Origin of the sequence: Pedobacter sandarakinus, assembly GCF_026240095.1 — a bacterium.
Lineage (GTDB): Bacteria > Bacteroidota > Bacteroidia > Sphingobacteriales > Sphingobacteriaceae > Pedobacter > Pedobacter sandarakinus.
The window spans coordinates 96,828-111,865 of sequence record NZ_JAPIVG010000005.1 but is presented as its reverse complement, the minus strand read 5'-3'; the positions used below and the strand labels follow the sequence as shown (position 1 = coordinate 111,865).

At 37.0% G+C, this 15,038-nt stretch carries 14 protein-coding genes; 6 read left to right on the top strand and 8 right to left on the bottom strand.

All coding sequences use genetic code 11. From position 1 onward, the window contains the following. The first annotated feature begins 143 nt into the window (after window positions 1-143). Window positions 144-635, top strand: a complete 492-nt coding sequence (locus tag OQ268_RS17970; protein ID WP_407674007.1) for a MauE/DoxX family redox-associated membrane protein — start codon at window positions 144-146, stop codon at window positions 633-635. Between the two features lie 90 nt (window positions 636-725). Next, entirely contained in the window at window positions 726-1,109 is a 384-nt protein-coding gene (locus tag OQ268_RS14325) for a hypothetical protein (RefSeq protein WP_145859783.1), read from the top strand. Between the two features lie 58 nt (window positions 1,110-1,167). Here OQ268_RS14325 and OQ268_RS14320 read toward each other — a convergent pair whose 3' ends face one another. Genes OQ268_RS14320 through OQ268_RS14310 form a run of 3 tightly spaced genes read right to left on the bottom strand, consistent with a single transcriptional unit; the run spans window position 1,168 to window position 6,548 of the window. After that, window positions 1,168-2,541 (bottom strand): RagB/SusD family nutrient uptake outer membrane protein, encoded by a 1,374-nt coding sequence (locus OQ268_RS14320; protein WP_131538532.1) that lies wholly within the window; start codon window positions 2,539-2,541, stop codon window positions 1,168-1,170. Window positions 2,542-2,568: 27 nt separating this feature from the next. Further along, window positions 2,569-5,796: a SusC/RagA family TonB-linked outer membrane protein gene (locus OQ268_RS14315; RefSeq protein ID WP_265857004.1), complete on the bottom strand. Its 3,228-nt coding sequence runs from the start codon at window positions 5,794-5,796 to the stop codon at window positions 2,569-2,571. Between the two features lie 2 nt (window positions 5,797-5,798). Further along, window positions 5,799-6,548: a TlpA family protein disulfide reductase gene (locus OQ268_RS14310; protein WP_265857002.1), complete on the bottom strand. Its 750-nt coding sequence runs from the start codon at window positions 6,546-6,548 to the stop codon at window positions 5,799-5,801. 638 nt (window positions 6,549-7,186) lie between these two features. On the opposite strand from OQ268_RS14310, the gene OQ268_RS14305 reads away from it, so the two are divergent. Both OQ268_RS14305 and OQ268_RS14300 read left to right on the top strand, forming a co-directional pair. Continuing rightward, complete coding sequence (locus OQ268_RS14305) at window positions 7,187-7,567, top strand: helix-turn-helix domain-containing protein (RefSeq protein ID WP_265856999.1); 381 nt, start codon at window positions 7,187-7,189, stop codon at window positions 7,565-7,567. A 59-nt stretch (window positions 7,568-7,626) separates the two neighbouring features. Further along, a complete protein-coding gene (locus tag OQ268_RS14300) occupies window positions 7,627-8,358 on the top strand; it encodes a LytR/AlgR family response regulator transcription factor (protein ID WP_265856998.1) in 732 nt (243 codons plus the stop codon). A 16-nt stretch (window positions 8,359-8,374) separates the two neighbouring features. Here OQ268_RS14300 and OQ268_RS14295 read toward each other — a convergent pair whose 3' ends face one another. After that, window positions 8,375-8,518 carry a hypothetical protein gene (locus tag OQ268_RS14295; RefSeq protein ID WP_186462339.1) on the bottom strand — a complete coding sequence of 48 codons (144 nt, stop codon included), beginning with the start codon at window positions 8,516-8,518 and terminating at the stop codon, window positions 8,375-8,377. Between the two features lie 90 nt (window positions 8,519-8,608). On the opposite strand from OQ268_RS14295, the gene OQ268_RS14290 reads away from it, so the two are divergent. Both OQ268_RS14290 and ligD read left to right on the top strand, forming a co-directional pair. Further along, on the top strand, window positions 8,609-9,685 hold the full coding sequence (locus OQ268_RS14290; RefSeq protein ID WP_265856996.1) for a sensor histidine kinase: 1,077 nt from the start codon (window positions 8,609-8,611) through the stop codon (window positions 9,683-9,685). A gap of 55 nt (window positions 9,686-9,740) precedes the next feature. Then, a complete protein-coding gene (gene ligD, locus OQ268_RS14285) occupies window positions 9,741-10,055 on the top strand; it encodes a non-homologous end-joining DNA ligase LigD (RefSeq protein WP_265856994.1) in 315 nt (104 codons plus the stop codon). Between the two features lie 192 nt (window positions 10,056-10,247). On the opposite strand, the gene OQ268_RS14280 is transcribed toward ligD, so the two are convergent. The 4 genes from OQ268_RS14280 to OQ268_RS14265 are packed head-to-tail and all read right to left on the bottom strand — an operon-like array spanning window position 10,248 to window position 15,012. Continuing rightward, the gene (locus OQ268_RS14280) at window positions 10,248-11,180 is read right to left on the bottom strand and encodes a hypothetical protein (protein ID WP_265856992.1); all 933 of its coding nucleotides are present in this window, start codon (window positions 11,178-11,180) and stop codon (window positions 10,248-10,250) included. Between the two features lie 2 nt (window positions 11,181-11,182). Then, a complete protein-coding gene (locus OQ268_RS14275; protein WP_265856990.1) occupies window positions 11,183-12,979 on the bottom strand; it encodes an ORC-CDC6 family AAA ATPase in 1,797 nt (598 codons plus the stop codon). Next, window positions 12,966-14,168, bottom strand: coding sequence for a metallophosphoesterase family protein (locus OQ268_RS14270; protein WP_265856988.1), 1,203 nt, complete (start codon window positions 14,166-14,168; stop codon window positions 12,966-12,968). Before OQ268_RS14270 ends, OQ268_RS14275 begins: the two co-directional genes overlap by 14 nt. A gap of 1 nt (window position 14,169) precedes the next feature. Then, a complete protein-coding gene (locus tag OQ268_RS14265; RefSeq protein ID WP_265856986.1) occupies window positions 14,170-15,012 on the bottom strand; it encodes a DNA adenine methylase in 843 nt (280 codons plus the stop codon). Between the last annotated feature and the right edge of the window lie 26 nt (window positions 15,013-15,038).

Genomic DNA, 15,038 nt, shown 5'->3' with positions numbered 1-15,038 from the left:
AATACACAAATAACAATATCATTATTACACCTCCTATGGGGTGCAAAAAGAGCAAAAATCACCGAATTCGGGTAGCGATTCATACTTCTATTGTTTCGAACTTTAATCTACAATCTGATGGTTGTTAGAAAGGATAAAGAAAAATGGAAAATACTTATTTAAATAGAGGGGCGCAAACGAACAACGCAAGATTAGTTTCATACCTGAATTCAAGCGGGTTATTTCTTTTAACATTACTTTGGTCGTATGCTGTATTTGCAAAACTGACAGATTTGCAACTTTATCAGCGCCAGATGGAGGAGCAGCCTTTCTCTAATGTTATTACTATTGCACTGACATACCTAATTCCAACCCTTGAGTTAATCTCTGCTACCCTACTAGTTTTAAATAGACACAGATTGGGGTTATGGATTTCACTTTCCCTTCTCTTAGGATTTACAATCTATATAATTCTGATCTTAAGTCACGTTTTCCCAAAAGTACCCTGTAGTTGTGGCGGTCTTATTTCCAAGATGAGCTGGAAAAACCATCTATATTTTAATCTGCTATTAATTTCCATAAATGTACTCTGTTTAGTTCATACCGAGAAGAGAGAAAGGAGGTTAACCGGCAAAGAAAAAAATAAAAGTACCTAAACTAATTAACACAATTAACCAGGGCATAGTGCCCAAATCTTAAACTAACTTTTTCGCTTGTTTTTTCAAAGTAAAAAGCATCCTTAAATTATGCAAACATTAGTAAAAAATTTAAGCAAAGGCCTAATGGCCGCCGCTTTAGGATTAGTATTAGTAGTTGGTGGTTCTGCGTTCAAATCGGACTCAATTGGTAAAAGAGTTCAGTACCAATTCCGTTATAACGCAATTCCTCATGCTGAAGGTGATGTAGAAACGTTAAGCAACTGGACTTATGATCCTTCGGCTCCCAGCTGTGAAGAAGATCTACAAGCACCATGTACTATCAAGGTAGATCAGGCGTTTGTCAACACAGGAGGTACGCCCACTCTTAAATCAACCTTAAACCTTAATGCGTCTCCATACACAACCAGTTCAGCCTACGTAATTGGAAGTGCTGATGAAGACATGGAAATTATCAATCGCGCAGATCAATAATTTTTCTGTCTAGTGAATTTAACATGGGGCAGAAAAAGATCCTCCCCATGTTAAACAATTAGTTTTGAGTCATACCAGACAATTCGATTACGTCTGTGGGAAGCGGCAAAGCATAATACCGCGAATCTGGCGGAAGGCTGTAAACTTTGCCGTCGATAATCCGTCTTAAAATTATATTCGCCCCTTCTTTGTTATATCGCTTGATATCTGCAAAACGAAGCCCCCTCATTAACAGTTCTTTTCTTCTTTCCAATCGGATTTTGGACAAAGCATCCTGCTTATCGCTTGCAACAATTGGAGAATATATAGTCGTACTTTTCCAGCGTGACTTTAGCAATTTATTTAAATCATCCATTGCTCCAGGTAAATCGTTTAGCCAGGCCTTGCATTCCGCACTTGTGAGGTAGAGTTCATCGGTCGCTAGGCCAGAAAAATAAACCGTTGCGTTCGCCGTATAGTTTCCTTTAAACTGCTGATACGGCGCAGCGGATTTGAAAAATGCAACTTTTCTAAGGTCGTTTGCGGAATAAGATGAATACAGGTTAGAGTCGATACGTGATCTCGACACAGTATTTACACCAAAATTGCTTGAAAGTTCCGCATACCAGATGGTTTCCTTATTGAACTTTTTCACTGGTACTGCACTGGTAAGAGCCAGTAAATCAGCGTCACCATTGAAGTCCATGAGCTTATTATTTAATGCCAGCGCTTCAATAGTGTATTTCATCGCAAGATCATACTTCCGCATATACAGAAAGCATCGTGAGAGCAAAGCCGCAGTCGCAACTTTAGATGGCCTCATGACATGCTGAGGGTAATCTGGCAATAATCTAAGTGCCTGACTCGCATCTTCTATAATTCGGCTATAACAATCACTGACTGAGGATCTAATTGAGGGAATATTAAAATCTGAATTTAGGCGAAGCGCTATTCCCAAATCGGTTTTAGATGACTGCTCATCATATGCCAATCCAAATTGATTCGTCAGCATTAAGAAATAATACGCTCTGAAAAACAATGCACTACCCTTCACATTGTCCCAGGCGGCAGAATTAGAAGATGTCCTGTCTATCTTTTCCAGTAATTCTAAACTTAAATTACAGTTGAAAACTGCCGTGTAAGCCAAACTCCAGTCATTTTGAAATCTATAGGGTGTTGGCTGCCAGGTGTAGGCCTCCTGCCCCCTTGTGATCAGTGATTTATAATTCTCCGAGGGGAGAAAAAAATCATCACTCGAAGCCTCTCCGAAAGAGGGTGATGTACGGATGTTCATCAAATTTGCATCATCCAATAGTCCTTGAATGTCTACAAGGGTATTTGGAACGACAAGCTGCTTATCTGACTTCACATCGAGAAATTTTTTACAACCTGAGAATATGGCAAGAATACCAATACCTGTAATAAATATTCTCAAAACTTTTAATCTTTTCATCTCTTTTTATTTTTTATAACAGATCTATTAAAATGCGCCCTTTATACCGAAAGAAAATTGAAGTGAAGGGGGAATTACATTTGCATAATCGGGATCATAACCATCCTTATTTGCTCTCCATAAGATTCCTATATTCTGCATACCTGAATAGAGTTCAAGGTTTCGGAACGGGGATTTCCATTGCGAGGTATTCAAGGTATACCCTATGCGCAGATAATCCATTCTAACATGGTCTCCACGCATTACATTAGGTTCTGATGAATAGAAAAATGCATCCCTTAATGATGAATTAGGATATATGAATGAAGGGACATTGGTTTTTTGCTCATCCCCAGGATTCTGCCATCGGTTGGAAAACTGAGCATTACCAATTCCATTACTAATCAACTGTGAATAACTTATCGTTGGCTTTTTGACCCTGTAACCCAATTTATAATTGAGATTGAAAGAGACGCTTAGCCCCTTGAATCTGAAAGTATTGATTATCGATCCAAAATAAGCTGGACTTGAAGCTCCAAGGTAGACTAAATTGCTTCCCGTGTTGCTAGCTTCATTTAACATAGCTGCGTAATCGGTACTTAAGGATCCATTCAGATACCCTTGCGGGTTTCCTTTATTGTCGAGTCCTCCCCACTTATATGCCGCAACAGCATATAGCGGATATCCCTCTAAAGGCGTTATATAATTACCACCAGATATCATCGAATAAATACTTGCCATAGTTTTAGAGTAATATTTTTTTGTCTTGCTTAGGTTATAGCTAAAGAAAAGATCGCTGTTCCAGCTAAAATTTTTACCCTGGATATTGCGGCTATGAAAATCGGCATCAAAACCATGTCCAACCATATCCGCTACGTTCCTAACAATTTCGTCATTCGCCCCCCAAGATGTATAATCGTAAGAATCCCTTCCATATAGATCAGATCCCCTTTTGACATACCATGCCAGAGATCCACTTAGAACTTGTTTTTTTAGCTCGAAATCTATCTTTAGGTTAAGCTGTGAGAGCTGTTCCCAGCGCAAATCAGGATTGTTTATAGTATTGATCCTTGTAATTGGAAAACGGGTAATTGAATTCGTTCCATATCCGGCAATTGGTAGCGCTGTTTTGCTTAGATCGACATTTCCACTATAGCCAAATGTACCTGTTAGGCGGAGAACAGGTAGCCAGTCGATGTTATAAAAACTCTCATCAGAGACCTTCCAGCCCAAACCAGCTGACCATAACGGTTTCCATTTATCATTTGTATTTGCACCAAAAATATTGGAACCATCTCTACGGACACTTCCAGAAATCAGGTATTTCCCTTTATAACTGTATGCAACATTGCTGTACATACTTAAAAAACGATAGGCAGTTTCAAGTAAAGTGTTTACTCCACCAATCTGGTTAGTATTGCCTGTAAGATATTCAGGGTAATATCCAACTTCGTCGACGGGACTAAAATAAAGGGGATCGGATTGATATCCAAGCCGCCTGTTTCCCATTGCAGAAGTATTTGAGGATCTTACCTCACTCCCAGCAATGGCGGTAATACTGTGCACTCCAAAAATCCTGTTATAATTGAACTGTGCTCGCCCAGTCTGTGAATTCACAACTGATGTATTAGCTAACAGAATTCCTCCTTTCGGAACGGGATAAGTCACTATCCCAGTTGCCCTATTGAATTGGCTAAAAGTGTTTACCAGGTTTCTGGCAGCATAACTTTCAGCGTCTGAGGTTCTTTCATCACTTGAGTTTTGCCGCTGATATTGGTAATTTAACTGTAGGTTTAACCCATCTAAAATTTGATACTTTAGACCGAAATTTGCATAAAGTTCTTGAGTTTTACGCCTATTGTAATCATGTTTATAATCTTCAGTTGGATAGTATTTCCAGTCTAAAAATTTTCCAGAGGCTAAAGTATCCGTGTAAATGCTACGATAGCTCGTCGCCATACCGCCCGGCGAACTAAAGTCCATATAGGTTGGGTAACGACTTCCAATGCTTAGCGAATTGAAACTTGGCCTTCCTGTTTTGCTATCAACATTTGTGAAATAGATATTTGTATTAAGGTCAAGTTTTTTTAGAAGTTTGAAATCATTCGCAAGATGCAGATTTAACTTATCGGTATTACTATAAGTCTCTCCTTTAACATGATCGTAAGCTGCAGAAAATAAATAGCTATTTCTTTCTCCCCCACCTTTAATGTTAAGATTGTATTGCTGGGTTAGGGCACGAGTGTAAAAGTTATCCAAATAGGATTGCTGAGTATTATTCTTCAGCAAATTTTGTACTTGTTCATCGGCAGTCGATTGCGAAATTTTGCCATCCCGCTGGGCTAACAAAATTTCCACAACTGGAGTAATGGCTGCCCACGGTGTGGAGGTTATCCTGTCATTAAAATAGCCTGCATTAAAGAGCTGTTTTTCTACCGCGATATAATCACTGTTTTCCATTTGTCCTACCGCAGTAAGTTTTGGAAGATCCTGTAAAAGAAAGTTAGCGTTAAATGAAAGCTGCATGGCTTGGTTTAGTTTACCTTTCTTAGTTGTAATAATGATGACCCCATTTCCAGCTCTTGCACCCCAAATAGAAGCTGAGGCCGCATCCTTTAATATCGAGACGTTCTCAACATCATTTGGATTTATGTTGGCAATATCGCCCTCATAAATAAAACCGTCTAAAACAATAAGGGGATCTAGGGGACCATTAATCGTTCCAAGCCCCCTTATACTGATATTAGTATTGTTTTGAGGATTGTTATTACTTTTCCCTACTTGCAACATCAACCCGCTACTCTGTCCTATGAGGCGGTCAAGTATACTGGTACCGGATCGAGCATTCAGAGCTTTTTCATCGATTAAGGAAATTGTTCCATTTATTTCATTTGGCTTCGCACTCTGATAACCAGTCTGCACTAAAACTTCCTCCAGTTGCTGGATTTCCTCTGTCATTTTGATGGACATAAAAGAGCCAGGTTTCTCATTGGTCCTGGTCACACTTTTGAATCCTGTGGCAGTAAAACGAATAGTATCACCAAGTTTTAACCCTTTTATAGCAAAGCTTCCGTCTCTATCAGCAAGGGTTACCCCCCCCTTAAAACGAATTGAAACGATAATAGACTTGCCGTCAAGATCAGTCACCTTCCCACGAACTTCTTGGTTATCTTGCGCGTAGGCAGTAAATGCAGAAAGCATGATAAGTAATATTGCCACAACTAATAGGAAGAAATTCCATTTCATTTTTCTGGCGTTAAAATTATTTATTTTCATTTTTAATCTGTTTTGATTTTTAAGTTGAGGGACAGTCCTGCAATCAACCGTTCAATATTTGGAGCAGTAACCTGTTCGGCTCGAGTGATTGCTTTGATTCTTCCGTCAGATCCTACCCATATATAATGAGGCATGCTTTTGATGGGGAAGATCTCGCGTAGTGTACTATCACTTTGAGCAATCGGCAAAGAAAAACCCGACAATTTAGACTTTTGGTGTACCAGAAAATCGCCAAGTACTTTTTCGGTATCTTTCGAATAAGTATTGATCAATATCACCTGTAGGTTTTTGTTATACTGCTTTTGGAAGCTATCCATTTTAGGAAATTCTATCAAACAAGCGGAGCAAAACGTAGCCCAAAAATCGAGAATTACCGCTTTACCTTTTAAGTCTGAAAGACGGATTTCGGTCGCTGAATAGTTAATAACCTTCGAGAGAAACACTTTAGGGATCTTTTTATCTATACCTATGGAATAATTCTGACTTTTTTCTTGTGCTTGGACCGAAATACTGATGATTAAAAGAAAAACTAAAACGAGAATTTTTTTTCTTTTTAACCGTTCGAGCTTAATTTCGTTAAAGGAAAGGGCTGCTACACTTTTGATCAGCTTTTCGCTTTCTGTAAAATCGAGGACGTGTTTAGAAAACTTATTCAGTGCATTTTCAGAAAAATTAGTCTCAATGCTAATTTTAGGTTTAAAAAAATTACATAGCAGTGCCTTAGCGATAAAATATATCGTTTTTTTCATCATGGTTGGTTTAGTTAGTTGATTCGGAAATTAAATGAGGAAACTCAAATATTGAAGAAAACTAAGGCAGGTGCATTATTAAAGAACCTATTTTTTATCATTAACCATTAAGGTGACCTGCCCTAGCCTGGTATCCTATTCAGGTGAACAGATTACCAGGCTAATAAGAATGATGAATGACCATCCGAGAATAAAGAAAACAGAAATATGAGGGGCTATAAAATAGCCCAAAAATAAGCATGTAGTGCTGAAATAAAAAGGAATATTAATTTCAATTGCTTTCATGGTTAATCTGTGTTAACCGAAAGGAAAACGGAAAAGGGCCGCCTTTACGCTTTATTTGAAGTGAAGGTGTAGGACCACCACCGCTTTGCAGCGGCCGAACTCAAATAAAGCAGGCGACCCAAATCCGTATGCTATACAAAGATAGCATAGGAATTGAGTTTTACCTACCTCTCGTGTTCGAACGTCCTACTTTTCACCACAAGTTCTTTCAGTAATTACTCAATCCAATTAATGGATGTATGATTTTTATCGTTTTTCTATATCGTTAATTTTGTTAAGGCTAAGATACAAAACGTTAACCAAATCCACAAGTGGAGTTGACTTAAATCATCAAAATCAGTCACTTGCGAATGTAAATGGTAGCCATAGATGACGAGTTATTTTTTGTTGAAATCTCACACTTAGATTTTCTATTAATTGAAAGAGTTAAAGCTTTGAGAATAGCTAATAAAATGACGCAACTTCAATTAACGCAAAAGATGAAATTAGCTGATGGATTTGTTTCAAAAGTCGAGACATATACCGAACGAGCCAAGTACAGCATAAGGCACATTCACTTGTTAGCTATCGCTCTCAATTGCAAGATTCAAGATGTCCTTCCACTAGAGCAACCGCAATATGATATGGTTAGATTAACTCTAAAAAGGACAAATAAAATTAACAGAGACGGTTCCATCTCCCAGAAGAAAACTACTGAGGTAATAAAAATCGAACCAAAAGAAGAATCAGAACGTTAATTTGAAAATGCAAAGTAATTGAGAGGTCAAGAAGGACTGAACAATTTAAACTTTGACATATGGAACAATTACGTTGCGTCGTTATCGACGATGAAAAACATTCTATTTCTATCTTATCAGATTATATAGAAACAAATCAAAATCTTACTTTAGTCAAGACCTACCTAGATCCGCTGGTAGCTCTATCCGAAATTAGCATAAAGGATAAGATCGACTTTATCTTTCTAGATATAGACATGCCTAGTATTACTGGCATTGAACTTGCAAAAAAATTGGTGAATAGAGCTAGGTTTATAGTATTTACTACGGCATTTACTAAATATGCAGTAGAAGCTTTTGAGGTGGATGCATCCCGTTATTTAGTCAAACCCATATCTAAACCCAAGTTTATAAAAACTGTCTGGGACATCCTTGAATCGGAAACAAAGAAAATAGAAAAGTCTAAACAGTCAGGAAGAAAATTTTTCTTCGTAAGTATTGGCGACAGGGGGCAGAGGCTTAAAATCAAAAAATCCAAAATACTGTTTTTTGAAAGCGAAAAGAATTATATCAATATCGTCACAGAGGAGACTAAATACATGGTTTACCTGACCATGAAGGAGGTAGAAAAGGATTTTTGGGGAACACTTTTCTATAGGGTACATCGATCATTTTTTGTCAATGCAGAGAAGGTGGAGAAAGTTATTGGAAATACGCTAAAAATGGGTTCTTATGTTGTTCCAATGGGCAATAGTTACAAAGATAGCTTTAATGAATTTTTAGAACGAAAAACCTTAAGATCCGGCCGGTAGTCTTATTGTCTTCAGTCTACTTTTTCAATGCAACGAAAGTTTCAGTTGCAATAATCGTAATACTGGAATTGGTTGGATCGGTTGATGACAACCTCTGGTTTTTCTGCGATTTAAAAACAAATGCTGTTTTTTTAATCAGTTTTTGAGGGATGTGTTTCATGTTTTTTATTTTGAAACTAGCCCTATTGGATATGGTAAAAAAAGTTATTACACCGTGATAATATGGAGTTACACCAATACAGTTTATAGCATGACAAAGAAAATTTTTGAGTGGTCAAAAACCCAGAGAATCCATTTAATCGGATGGGCGCTTTTTATCTTTTTTGAAATAACGCTTATAGGTCTTGCGGCGGGAGCATTTGGCAAACCATTAAATTATTTGCTCCATTACGTGCTAAATATCATCCTCTTTTATACAAATGCACATTTGGTTCTCGGGAAAAGCTTTAAGATGAGAAACTCGTGGACAAGGGTATGTTTTCTGATGGTGGTTCAGATTGGCTTATATATATTTTTAAGATCCATTCTTAATTATATTTTATCAGATTCGAGTAAGGAGTTTAATGTGGTTACCATTGTTGAAAATTACCGAAGCTTCTTCCAATCGCTATGGAGAGGATTGTTCTTTATTGGGCTTTCCTGCTTTTACTTTTTATTTATAGAATATAAGGAAGAGCGAAACAAACGTGAGCAGGCAGAAAAGCAAGAATACTTAAATAATATTCGAACGAAGGAAATACAGAACGAATTGAATGTTGCTCAATATGAATATCTCCGGGCTCAGATTAACCCGCACCTTTTGTTCAATACATTGAGTTTTTTATATGATAGTGTGCGAAAGTTCAACGAGGATGCAGGGGAGGCTGTCCTTAATCTTGCTGAACTTATGCGGTTCAGTTTAGATACAAGAGAATCAAACGACAACTTTCCAAAGTTGGAAGAAGAGCTCAATCAGATCTACAACTTAATTTCACTGAATAAAATCAGAAAAGATGAGGTACAGTACATTGATTTTTCATTTCCCGAGGAAGTGAAAAACCTTCGCTTTATTCCTCTGGTCATCATAACACTGGTCGAAAATATGCTTAAACATGGGAATTTACAAAAACCTAGCAACCCTGGAATACTAACTATTAATTTAAGCAAAGGGAAGCTGTTAATAGAAACATCGAATCTTATTAACACCAAAATCCACCAATCAGGTTTCAATAAGGGGATGGAGAATATTGAGAAGCGACTTAGTCTAGCATATGGCGATAAATTCTCATTTATGTATGGCAAAAGAGATAAAGATTACTTTGATGTGAAGCTGAAGTTAAAGTTTTAAATTTAGACAATGAGCCTAGTAGTGGCCATGCCTTGTGGAATTATTTGTATAACGAATGTTGAATACGCTAGGCCGCAGTGAGATGAGCTCCTGGTTCAGCAGGGCAGCCTCGCCAGATTATAGGGAGTATTGCCTAATAGACTTGGATCCAGAAAAGAATACCTACGAGCAAGTGATCCAGGCTGCCCAGGTAACCAGATCCATACTGGACGCGATTGGCGTTCCGAGCTTTCCCAAAACTTCTGGATCAACCGGCATGCATCTTTATATTCCTATTGGTGCCAAATATACCTATGAACATTCGCAGCTCATTGCCATCATTATCGTTCGACAAGTGAACATGGAGCTTCACAAATTCACCAGGTTTTAGCTCACCGTTTCCAAACGCGGCAGAAAAATGTACCTTGATTCTTCAGAACGGTGATCATTAAAGAGGATATGGAAGTTTTCATTACATTTTTAAAAGATGAGGTATTGAACCTAGTAACTTTTGAAGAGCACCTTGATTAGATTTTCAAAAAAGAAAATGACGCCGACTTTGGCATTGTGGAATAAATTAACTTTAGTCTTGCACTCCGTCGTTAAGGGTGAAGTTATTGAAAACAACTTCGTTTATCACAAATGTTTGACTATTTAATGGCTCTCTTAAATATTCGTTGATATCCGAACCAGAACCTACTCTCCAAATGTCGATATCCGGAAATTTCACTGAAAGAAGCATTGAAATGAATGTGAAAGGTTTAGGTCCTAACGGAGCAATTATTATACTATAATCTTCCCTAAGTAAATAATAAAGTGAAGTCAATTGGCGCTCCAGATATAACATGTCATCAAATTTGTAAGTTATGACATTGTTATAATGTTGAAGTATATTCTTGTTATTGGCTTTAACAGTCGCAACAAATTTTGGATCAAGAGCGGGTTCGGTGTAAAACACATAACAGATTTTAGGATCTAGGTGATCAATGATTCCTTCAGCCTTGTTCTGCTCGTATCCAAGACAAACTATTAAAGCCTTTGGCTTATTGGTCGGCACCACATATTTTCCTGGCAACGGCGCAATTTCTGTATTATGTTTTGGTTTTTGAGGTGCAGAATATTTTGATGGAGTATATATGAAAAAAGCATTTACCTTGGATAACAACAAATTTCTTTTGGTCAGATATAAGATAATCGAGTAATACCATGATTTCGTCATACAGGAATAGTCAACTACAATATTAACCTCTTTATTGGCGTAACCAGCAAATTGAGAATCTAATATTTCATAAATTTCTACATGGTTTTGTATTTGGCTGTAAGTGATGCCTTTGATACACTTTTTTGGAATTGGCTTATAACAAAGAGCAATAGTTTTTAATATCGAATTAGTTTCCGATATATATTTATGTGCACACAAAATGCGTTTTTCATGATTGCAGGCAAAAATAAAAAGGTCAATGATCTTACCCTTTACCTCTCCAAGTTCTACCTGTCTACCGTATTCTAGCTCCATAATTAAAATAATGAGATTTGTCCAGCACTTTCTATCTCTAAGCCTCTCAAACATTCACTCAATTTAATAGCTGTATATTTCCTAAGAGGTAAATCATAAAGTGGAGCAAAAAGATAGGAAAGCTTCAATCTTTTACCCCTTATTTCAAAATCAAATGATTGGTTATCACTATCGACCAAAATTAATGCACCCTGTGAAATTCCTTTCTCTAGTAAAGTTATAATTTCGTCAGATATTTCATGCTCGCTTTCATCTACCGTGAATGTACCCTTGGGATCAAGATTGAAAACAGGGCCCAATATTTGCATTTTAAAAAATGTGCCAATTCTTTCGATAATTTCAGTCAATGGAATTGAGATTGAAGCACCAGTTGGAATATTGGCAATAACATTCTGGAATCGTTTTGCCGCACTAATAATTTCATCATACTGCAACTTTTCAGAAATGCCACGATTTAATGATTTCGAAAGTATGGATGTAATAATGGCAATAAGCCAGCGTGGATTGCCATCACATATTTTTGTCAAAACTTCGATCCCTGAATATAGTTCACCTGTTTTTCTACTTCTGCGAGAAACCTTGAATTTTAACGCATCTAATTTTCTATTATCAGAAAGATAATAATTTCTATAAACAACTACTGGCTTTATTTTTCTAAACAGAATATCTTTTTGATTGTCTACAGGTATTGGTCTGTTGATATCAATTTTTCTCTCCTCAAGAAATGTTTTAAAAGCTTCATCCTTGTTAACGAGCTCAAGCATTTCGTTATAAAATTTGCTGCCTTCGCTGTAGCTGTTCGCTTGCTTATTATAAGTTTCGTTAGATCCAAAATACTGTTTCGCATCATCTATGTTAAGCTTCCTTAATAGGTATGATTCAATAATTTTCTTTGAGAAATTGTCTGCTTCAGAAGATCCCCACATCTTTATCATAGTAACATCATTGCCCGTTGTCGCACTGTATTCATGCCTTAATGTTTTTTCCAAATCCAACGGCAGAATTGGGCTTGAACTAAGTTTATACAGAATATATTGTGTCCTACTCCTAAGCGACCGAAAAAGTTTTTCTTGCAACCATATTGGAGCAAATTCCAATTCATCGAAACATAACGCCCATTGGCGCTTATTCTGCAAAGAATAAATCCGTTCGAAAATTGGGATTATATATTCCAATGAGGTTTCGAATGATAGGTTGAAAAAATCGGGACTAGGTATATCCTGTCCTTTTTTGTAATTGAAAATCACATTCTGAATTAACTGGTTGACATAATCGACCCTCTCATTTAACGCCTCCTTGATGTATTCCAACTTAGGAACTGTCGCATTTAACTTCCATGCTTTGATCAAATGCTTACATAATTCCAACTCTTTATTTTCATCATAGCACTGTATGTCAATCTCTAGGATGTTTTTGAATGTCTCGCACAAAGAAGTGAAGACATTACTGGTAACTGAAAAAAGAGAAATTTTTTCGGAAAAATTTCCAAATGACTCTAATTCAGAACTATATGTTTGGTTCTTAACATCCCAATAAATGTCAGTAGATATGTAAATTGCGTAAAAAGGAAGGCCAGACCTTATTTCAGCTGCCTTCTCATGCTGCCAGTTGTATAAGGCTGGCAGTGTAAGCATCTTCATTAATGTCGTTTTGCCACAACCTCTAGCACCTAAAATAATCGAGTGGTCATTTTGTATAAGCTTTTCAAAGCTACTTGAAAAGATAAAGCTCTCAGCTACCTCCGAAGGCTTCAGGTGCCTAGCATTATAGGTATTGTAAAAATTATCAATCTCTTTCATAATACACATGGCGGGGTCTTACTCCAATTTTACTCGTAAGCAAAATATTTTCTATTAAAAATTTTTCTTCCAACTCTTCCATTTTGTCCGGTGTTAGATGCTGAACCTCTGGGATATTTTCAATTATGAGGTCCCATTTCAGCATCCCGTTAGTTGTCTCGGCCAACTTCTCCTTCACTTTGTCTACTATTGATTGCAAATTATCTAAATATCCAAATCCTGAAAAAGGGTAAAAACCATCTTCTTTATCCTTCTTCCAACCAATACCATTCTTATAGGTGAATGTTTCCAAAATTCCTGTAGCTGGAATTTCTTCTACTTTTGAAATCTCAATTAAATGGAAATAATTGAACTTACTAATCCAGGAAATCTGATTGGTGGCGGCAAAACTTCCAGATGAAAGTATAGGCAAAGAGAATCCGCTTTGAGTTGGCGAATACCTTAGCCATGGGTCATGTTTATGGCCATGAATCAATAAGTCAAACTTAAAATCTCCTAAAACATTCAAAAAATTCTCCCCATTTTCAATAAAATCGTGTTCGCCAAGTTTCTGCCTAGCGTGCTGTATCGGGTGATGATGAACTAAGGCAATTTTTATTTTTTTTTGGTCGTTGTTTTCTTTAAGGTAGTTCTCGATCTGTTCGATTTGCGCTAAATCCATCTTTCCCTTTACCACCGGATTTTCCATGGGGTTGTCTTTCTCGCTATGGGTGTGGTAATGAGTACTATTCACAACCAAGATCTGAAATTCAGACTCCTCGATGAAAGTAAAGCCAGTATCCCAAAAATTTTTTAATCGATCTTTTTCTATCGGAAAACTTTGGCTTATTTTTTTGGGAATATCAAAACTGTATTTCGAATGAGTATGCCTAGAATCTATGTCATGATTTCCAATTGTTGCTATTACCTCTTTTGCTTTTAACGCACGCGCTAATTCATTTACATACGACCATCCCGAAAAAAAGCCTTGTTTATCTGATTGATGTGTAAAGTCTCCCGGACTTAGCACCAAGTCAACTTCGATTTTTTCTGCTTCAATAATGCCAAGGAGATTTTCCACTGGATGCTCCGTAGTCGGTAGCCTTAGCTTATCACTGAACAGCCACGTGTTGTTTTTCGAAAATTCGATTTGCTCAGGATGACAATGAAGGTCACTTATCACAGCAATTTTTAGTTTTTTTATTGCCATCTCAGATCTTAATGTTAGAGATAATCAGTTCATTATACATTCTGCGAGTTTTATTTCTGCCGCCTACTTGGCTATTTCTTGATAATTTTCTTATTGAACCAACCCCCTCATAAAGGTTCGCAATAGAAAAGTGGCTTGCATTTGTTAGAATAAAATAGGCTCCCAACTCATTTATTTTTTCGACAAATGCTCTGAGCCGCTCTTGATCCTCCCATGCAAATAACTGCTGGTTATATTCTATGAATCCGTTATTCTCATGCGCAACAGTGTATGGTGGATCTAAAAAAACCAGATCTCCACATTTTATATTGGATAGGCTTTCTTCAAAGCCCTGCGTATTTATATGAGCATTTTGAAGTTTTTCACTAACTTTTGTCAATAGTTCTTGCGTTACAAAATCTACTTTCGGTCGCTTACCATAAGGTACATTATATATACCGCGACTATTTACCCGGTATATCCCATTGAAAGAGGTTCTATTCAAATAAATAAAACGAGCTGCCCGTTCAACTAAAGATTCAAAGCTAAGACTTCGGATATGGTAATAATCTTCCTCAGTATTTTTGAACCTCTTCAATTCACTAATTACTTCCACGGGATTATCGCGAATCTGAACATATACATTAATTAAGTCTTCGTTGGAATCAGAAAGGAAAAACTGTCTTTCCTCACTAAATTGGTTTGCAAGATGAAAGTATACTGCACCCGCCCCTAAAAATGGCTCATGATAGTCACCGAATTCTTCCGGCATAAAATCCGTAAGGTAGGTTTTCGTAAACCATCGTTTGGAACCTGTCCACCTCAAAAAAGGTATAGTATGTTTATTTTCAATTAATTTATCCATTTAGCGAAACGAATATAGACATAAAA

Bases quoted from the DNA above. Each gene is read 5' to 3' on its own strand.
- OQ268_RS14265 (WP_265856986.1), bottom strand. From the start codon at position 15,012: ATGGATAAATTAATTGAAAATAAACATACTATACCTTTTTTGAGGTGG.
- OQ268_RS14325 (WP_145859783.1), top strand. From the start codon at position 726: ATGCAAACATTAGTAAAAAATTTAAGCAAAGGCCTAATGGCCGCCGCT.
- OQ268_RS14280 (WP_265856992.1), bottom strand. From the start codon at position 11,180: ATGGAGCTAGAATACGGTAGACAGGTAGAACTTGGAGAGGTAAAGGGT.
- OQ268_RS14320 (WP_131538532.1), bottom strand. From the start codon at position 2,541: ATGAAAAGATTAAAAGTTTTGAGAATATTTATTACAGGTATTGGTATT.
- OQ268_RS14305 (WP_265856999.1), top strand. From the start codon at position 7,187: ATGGTAGCCATAGATGACGAGTTATTTTTTGTTGAAATCTCACACTTA.
- OQ268_RS14315 (WP_265857004.1), bottom strand. From the start codon at position 5,796: ATGAAAATAAATAATTTTAACGCCAGAAAAATGAAATGGAATTTCTTC.
- OQ268_RS14270 (WP_265856988.1), bottom strand. From the start codon at position 14,168: ATGGCAATAAAAAAACTAAAAATTGCTGTGATAAGTGACCTTCATTGT.
- ligD (WP_265856994.1), top strand. From the start codon at position 9,741: ATGTTGAATACGCTAGGCCGCAGTGAGATGAGCTCCTGGTTCAGCAGG.
- OQ268_RS14275 (WP_265856990.1), bottom strand. From the start codon at position 12,979: ATGAAAGAGATTGATAATTTTTACAATACCTATAATGCTAGGCACCTG.
- OQ268_RS14310 (WP_265857002.1), bottom strand. From the start codon at position 6,548: ATGATGAAAAAAACGATATATTTTATCGCTAAGGCACTGCTATGTAAT.
- OQ268_RS17970 (WP_407674007.1), top strand. From the start codon at position 144: ATGGAAAATACTTATTTAAATAGAGGGGCGCAAACGAACAACGCAAGA.
- OQ268_RS14300 (WP_265856998.1), top strand. From the start codon at position 7,627: ATGGAACAATTACGTTGCGTCGTTATCGACGATGAAAAACATTCTATT.
- OQ268_RS14290 (WP_265856996.1), top strand. From the start codon at position 8,609: ATGACAAAGAAAATTTTTGAGTGGTCAAAAACCCAGAGAATCCATTTA.
- OQ268_RS14295 (WP_186462339.1), bottom strand. From the start codon at position 8,518: ATGAAACACATCCCTCAAAAACTGATTAAAAAAACAGCATTTGTTTTT.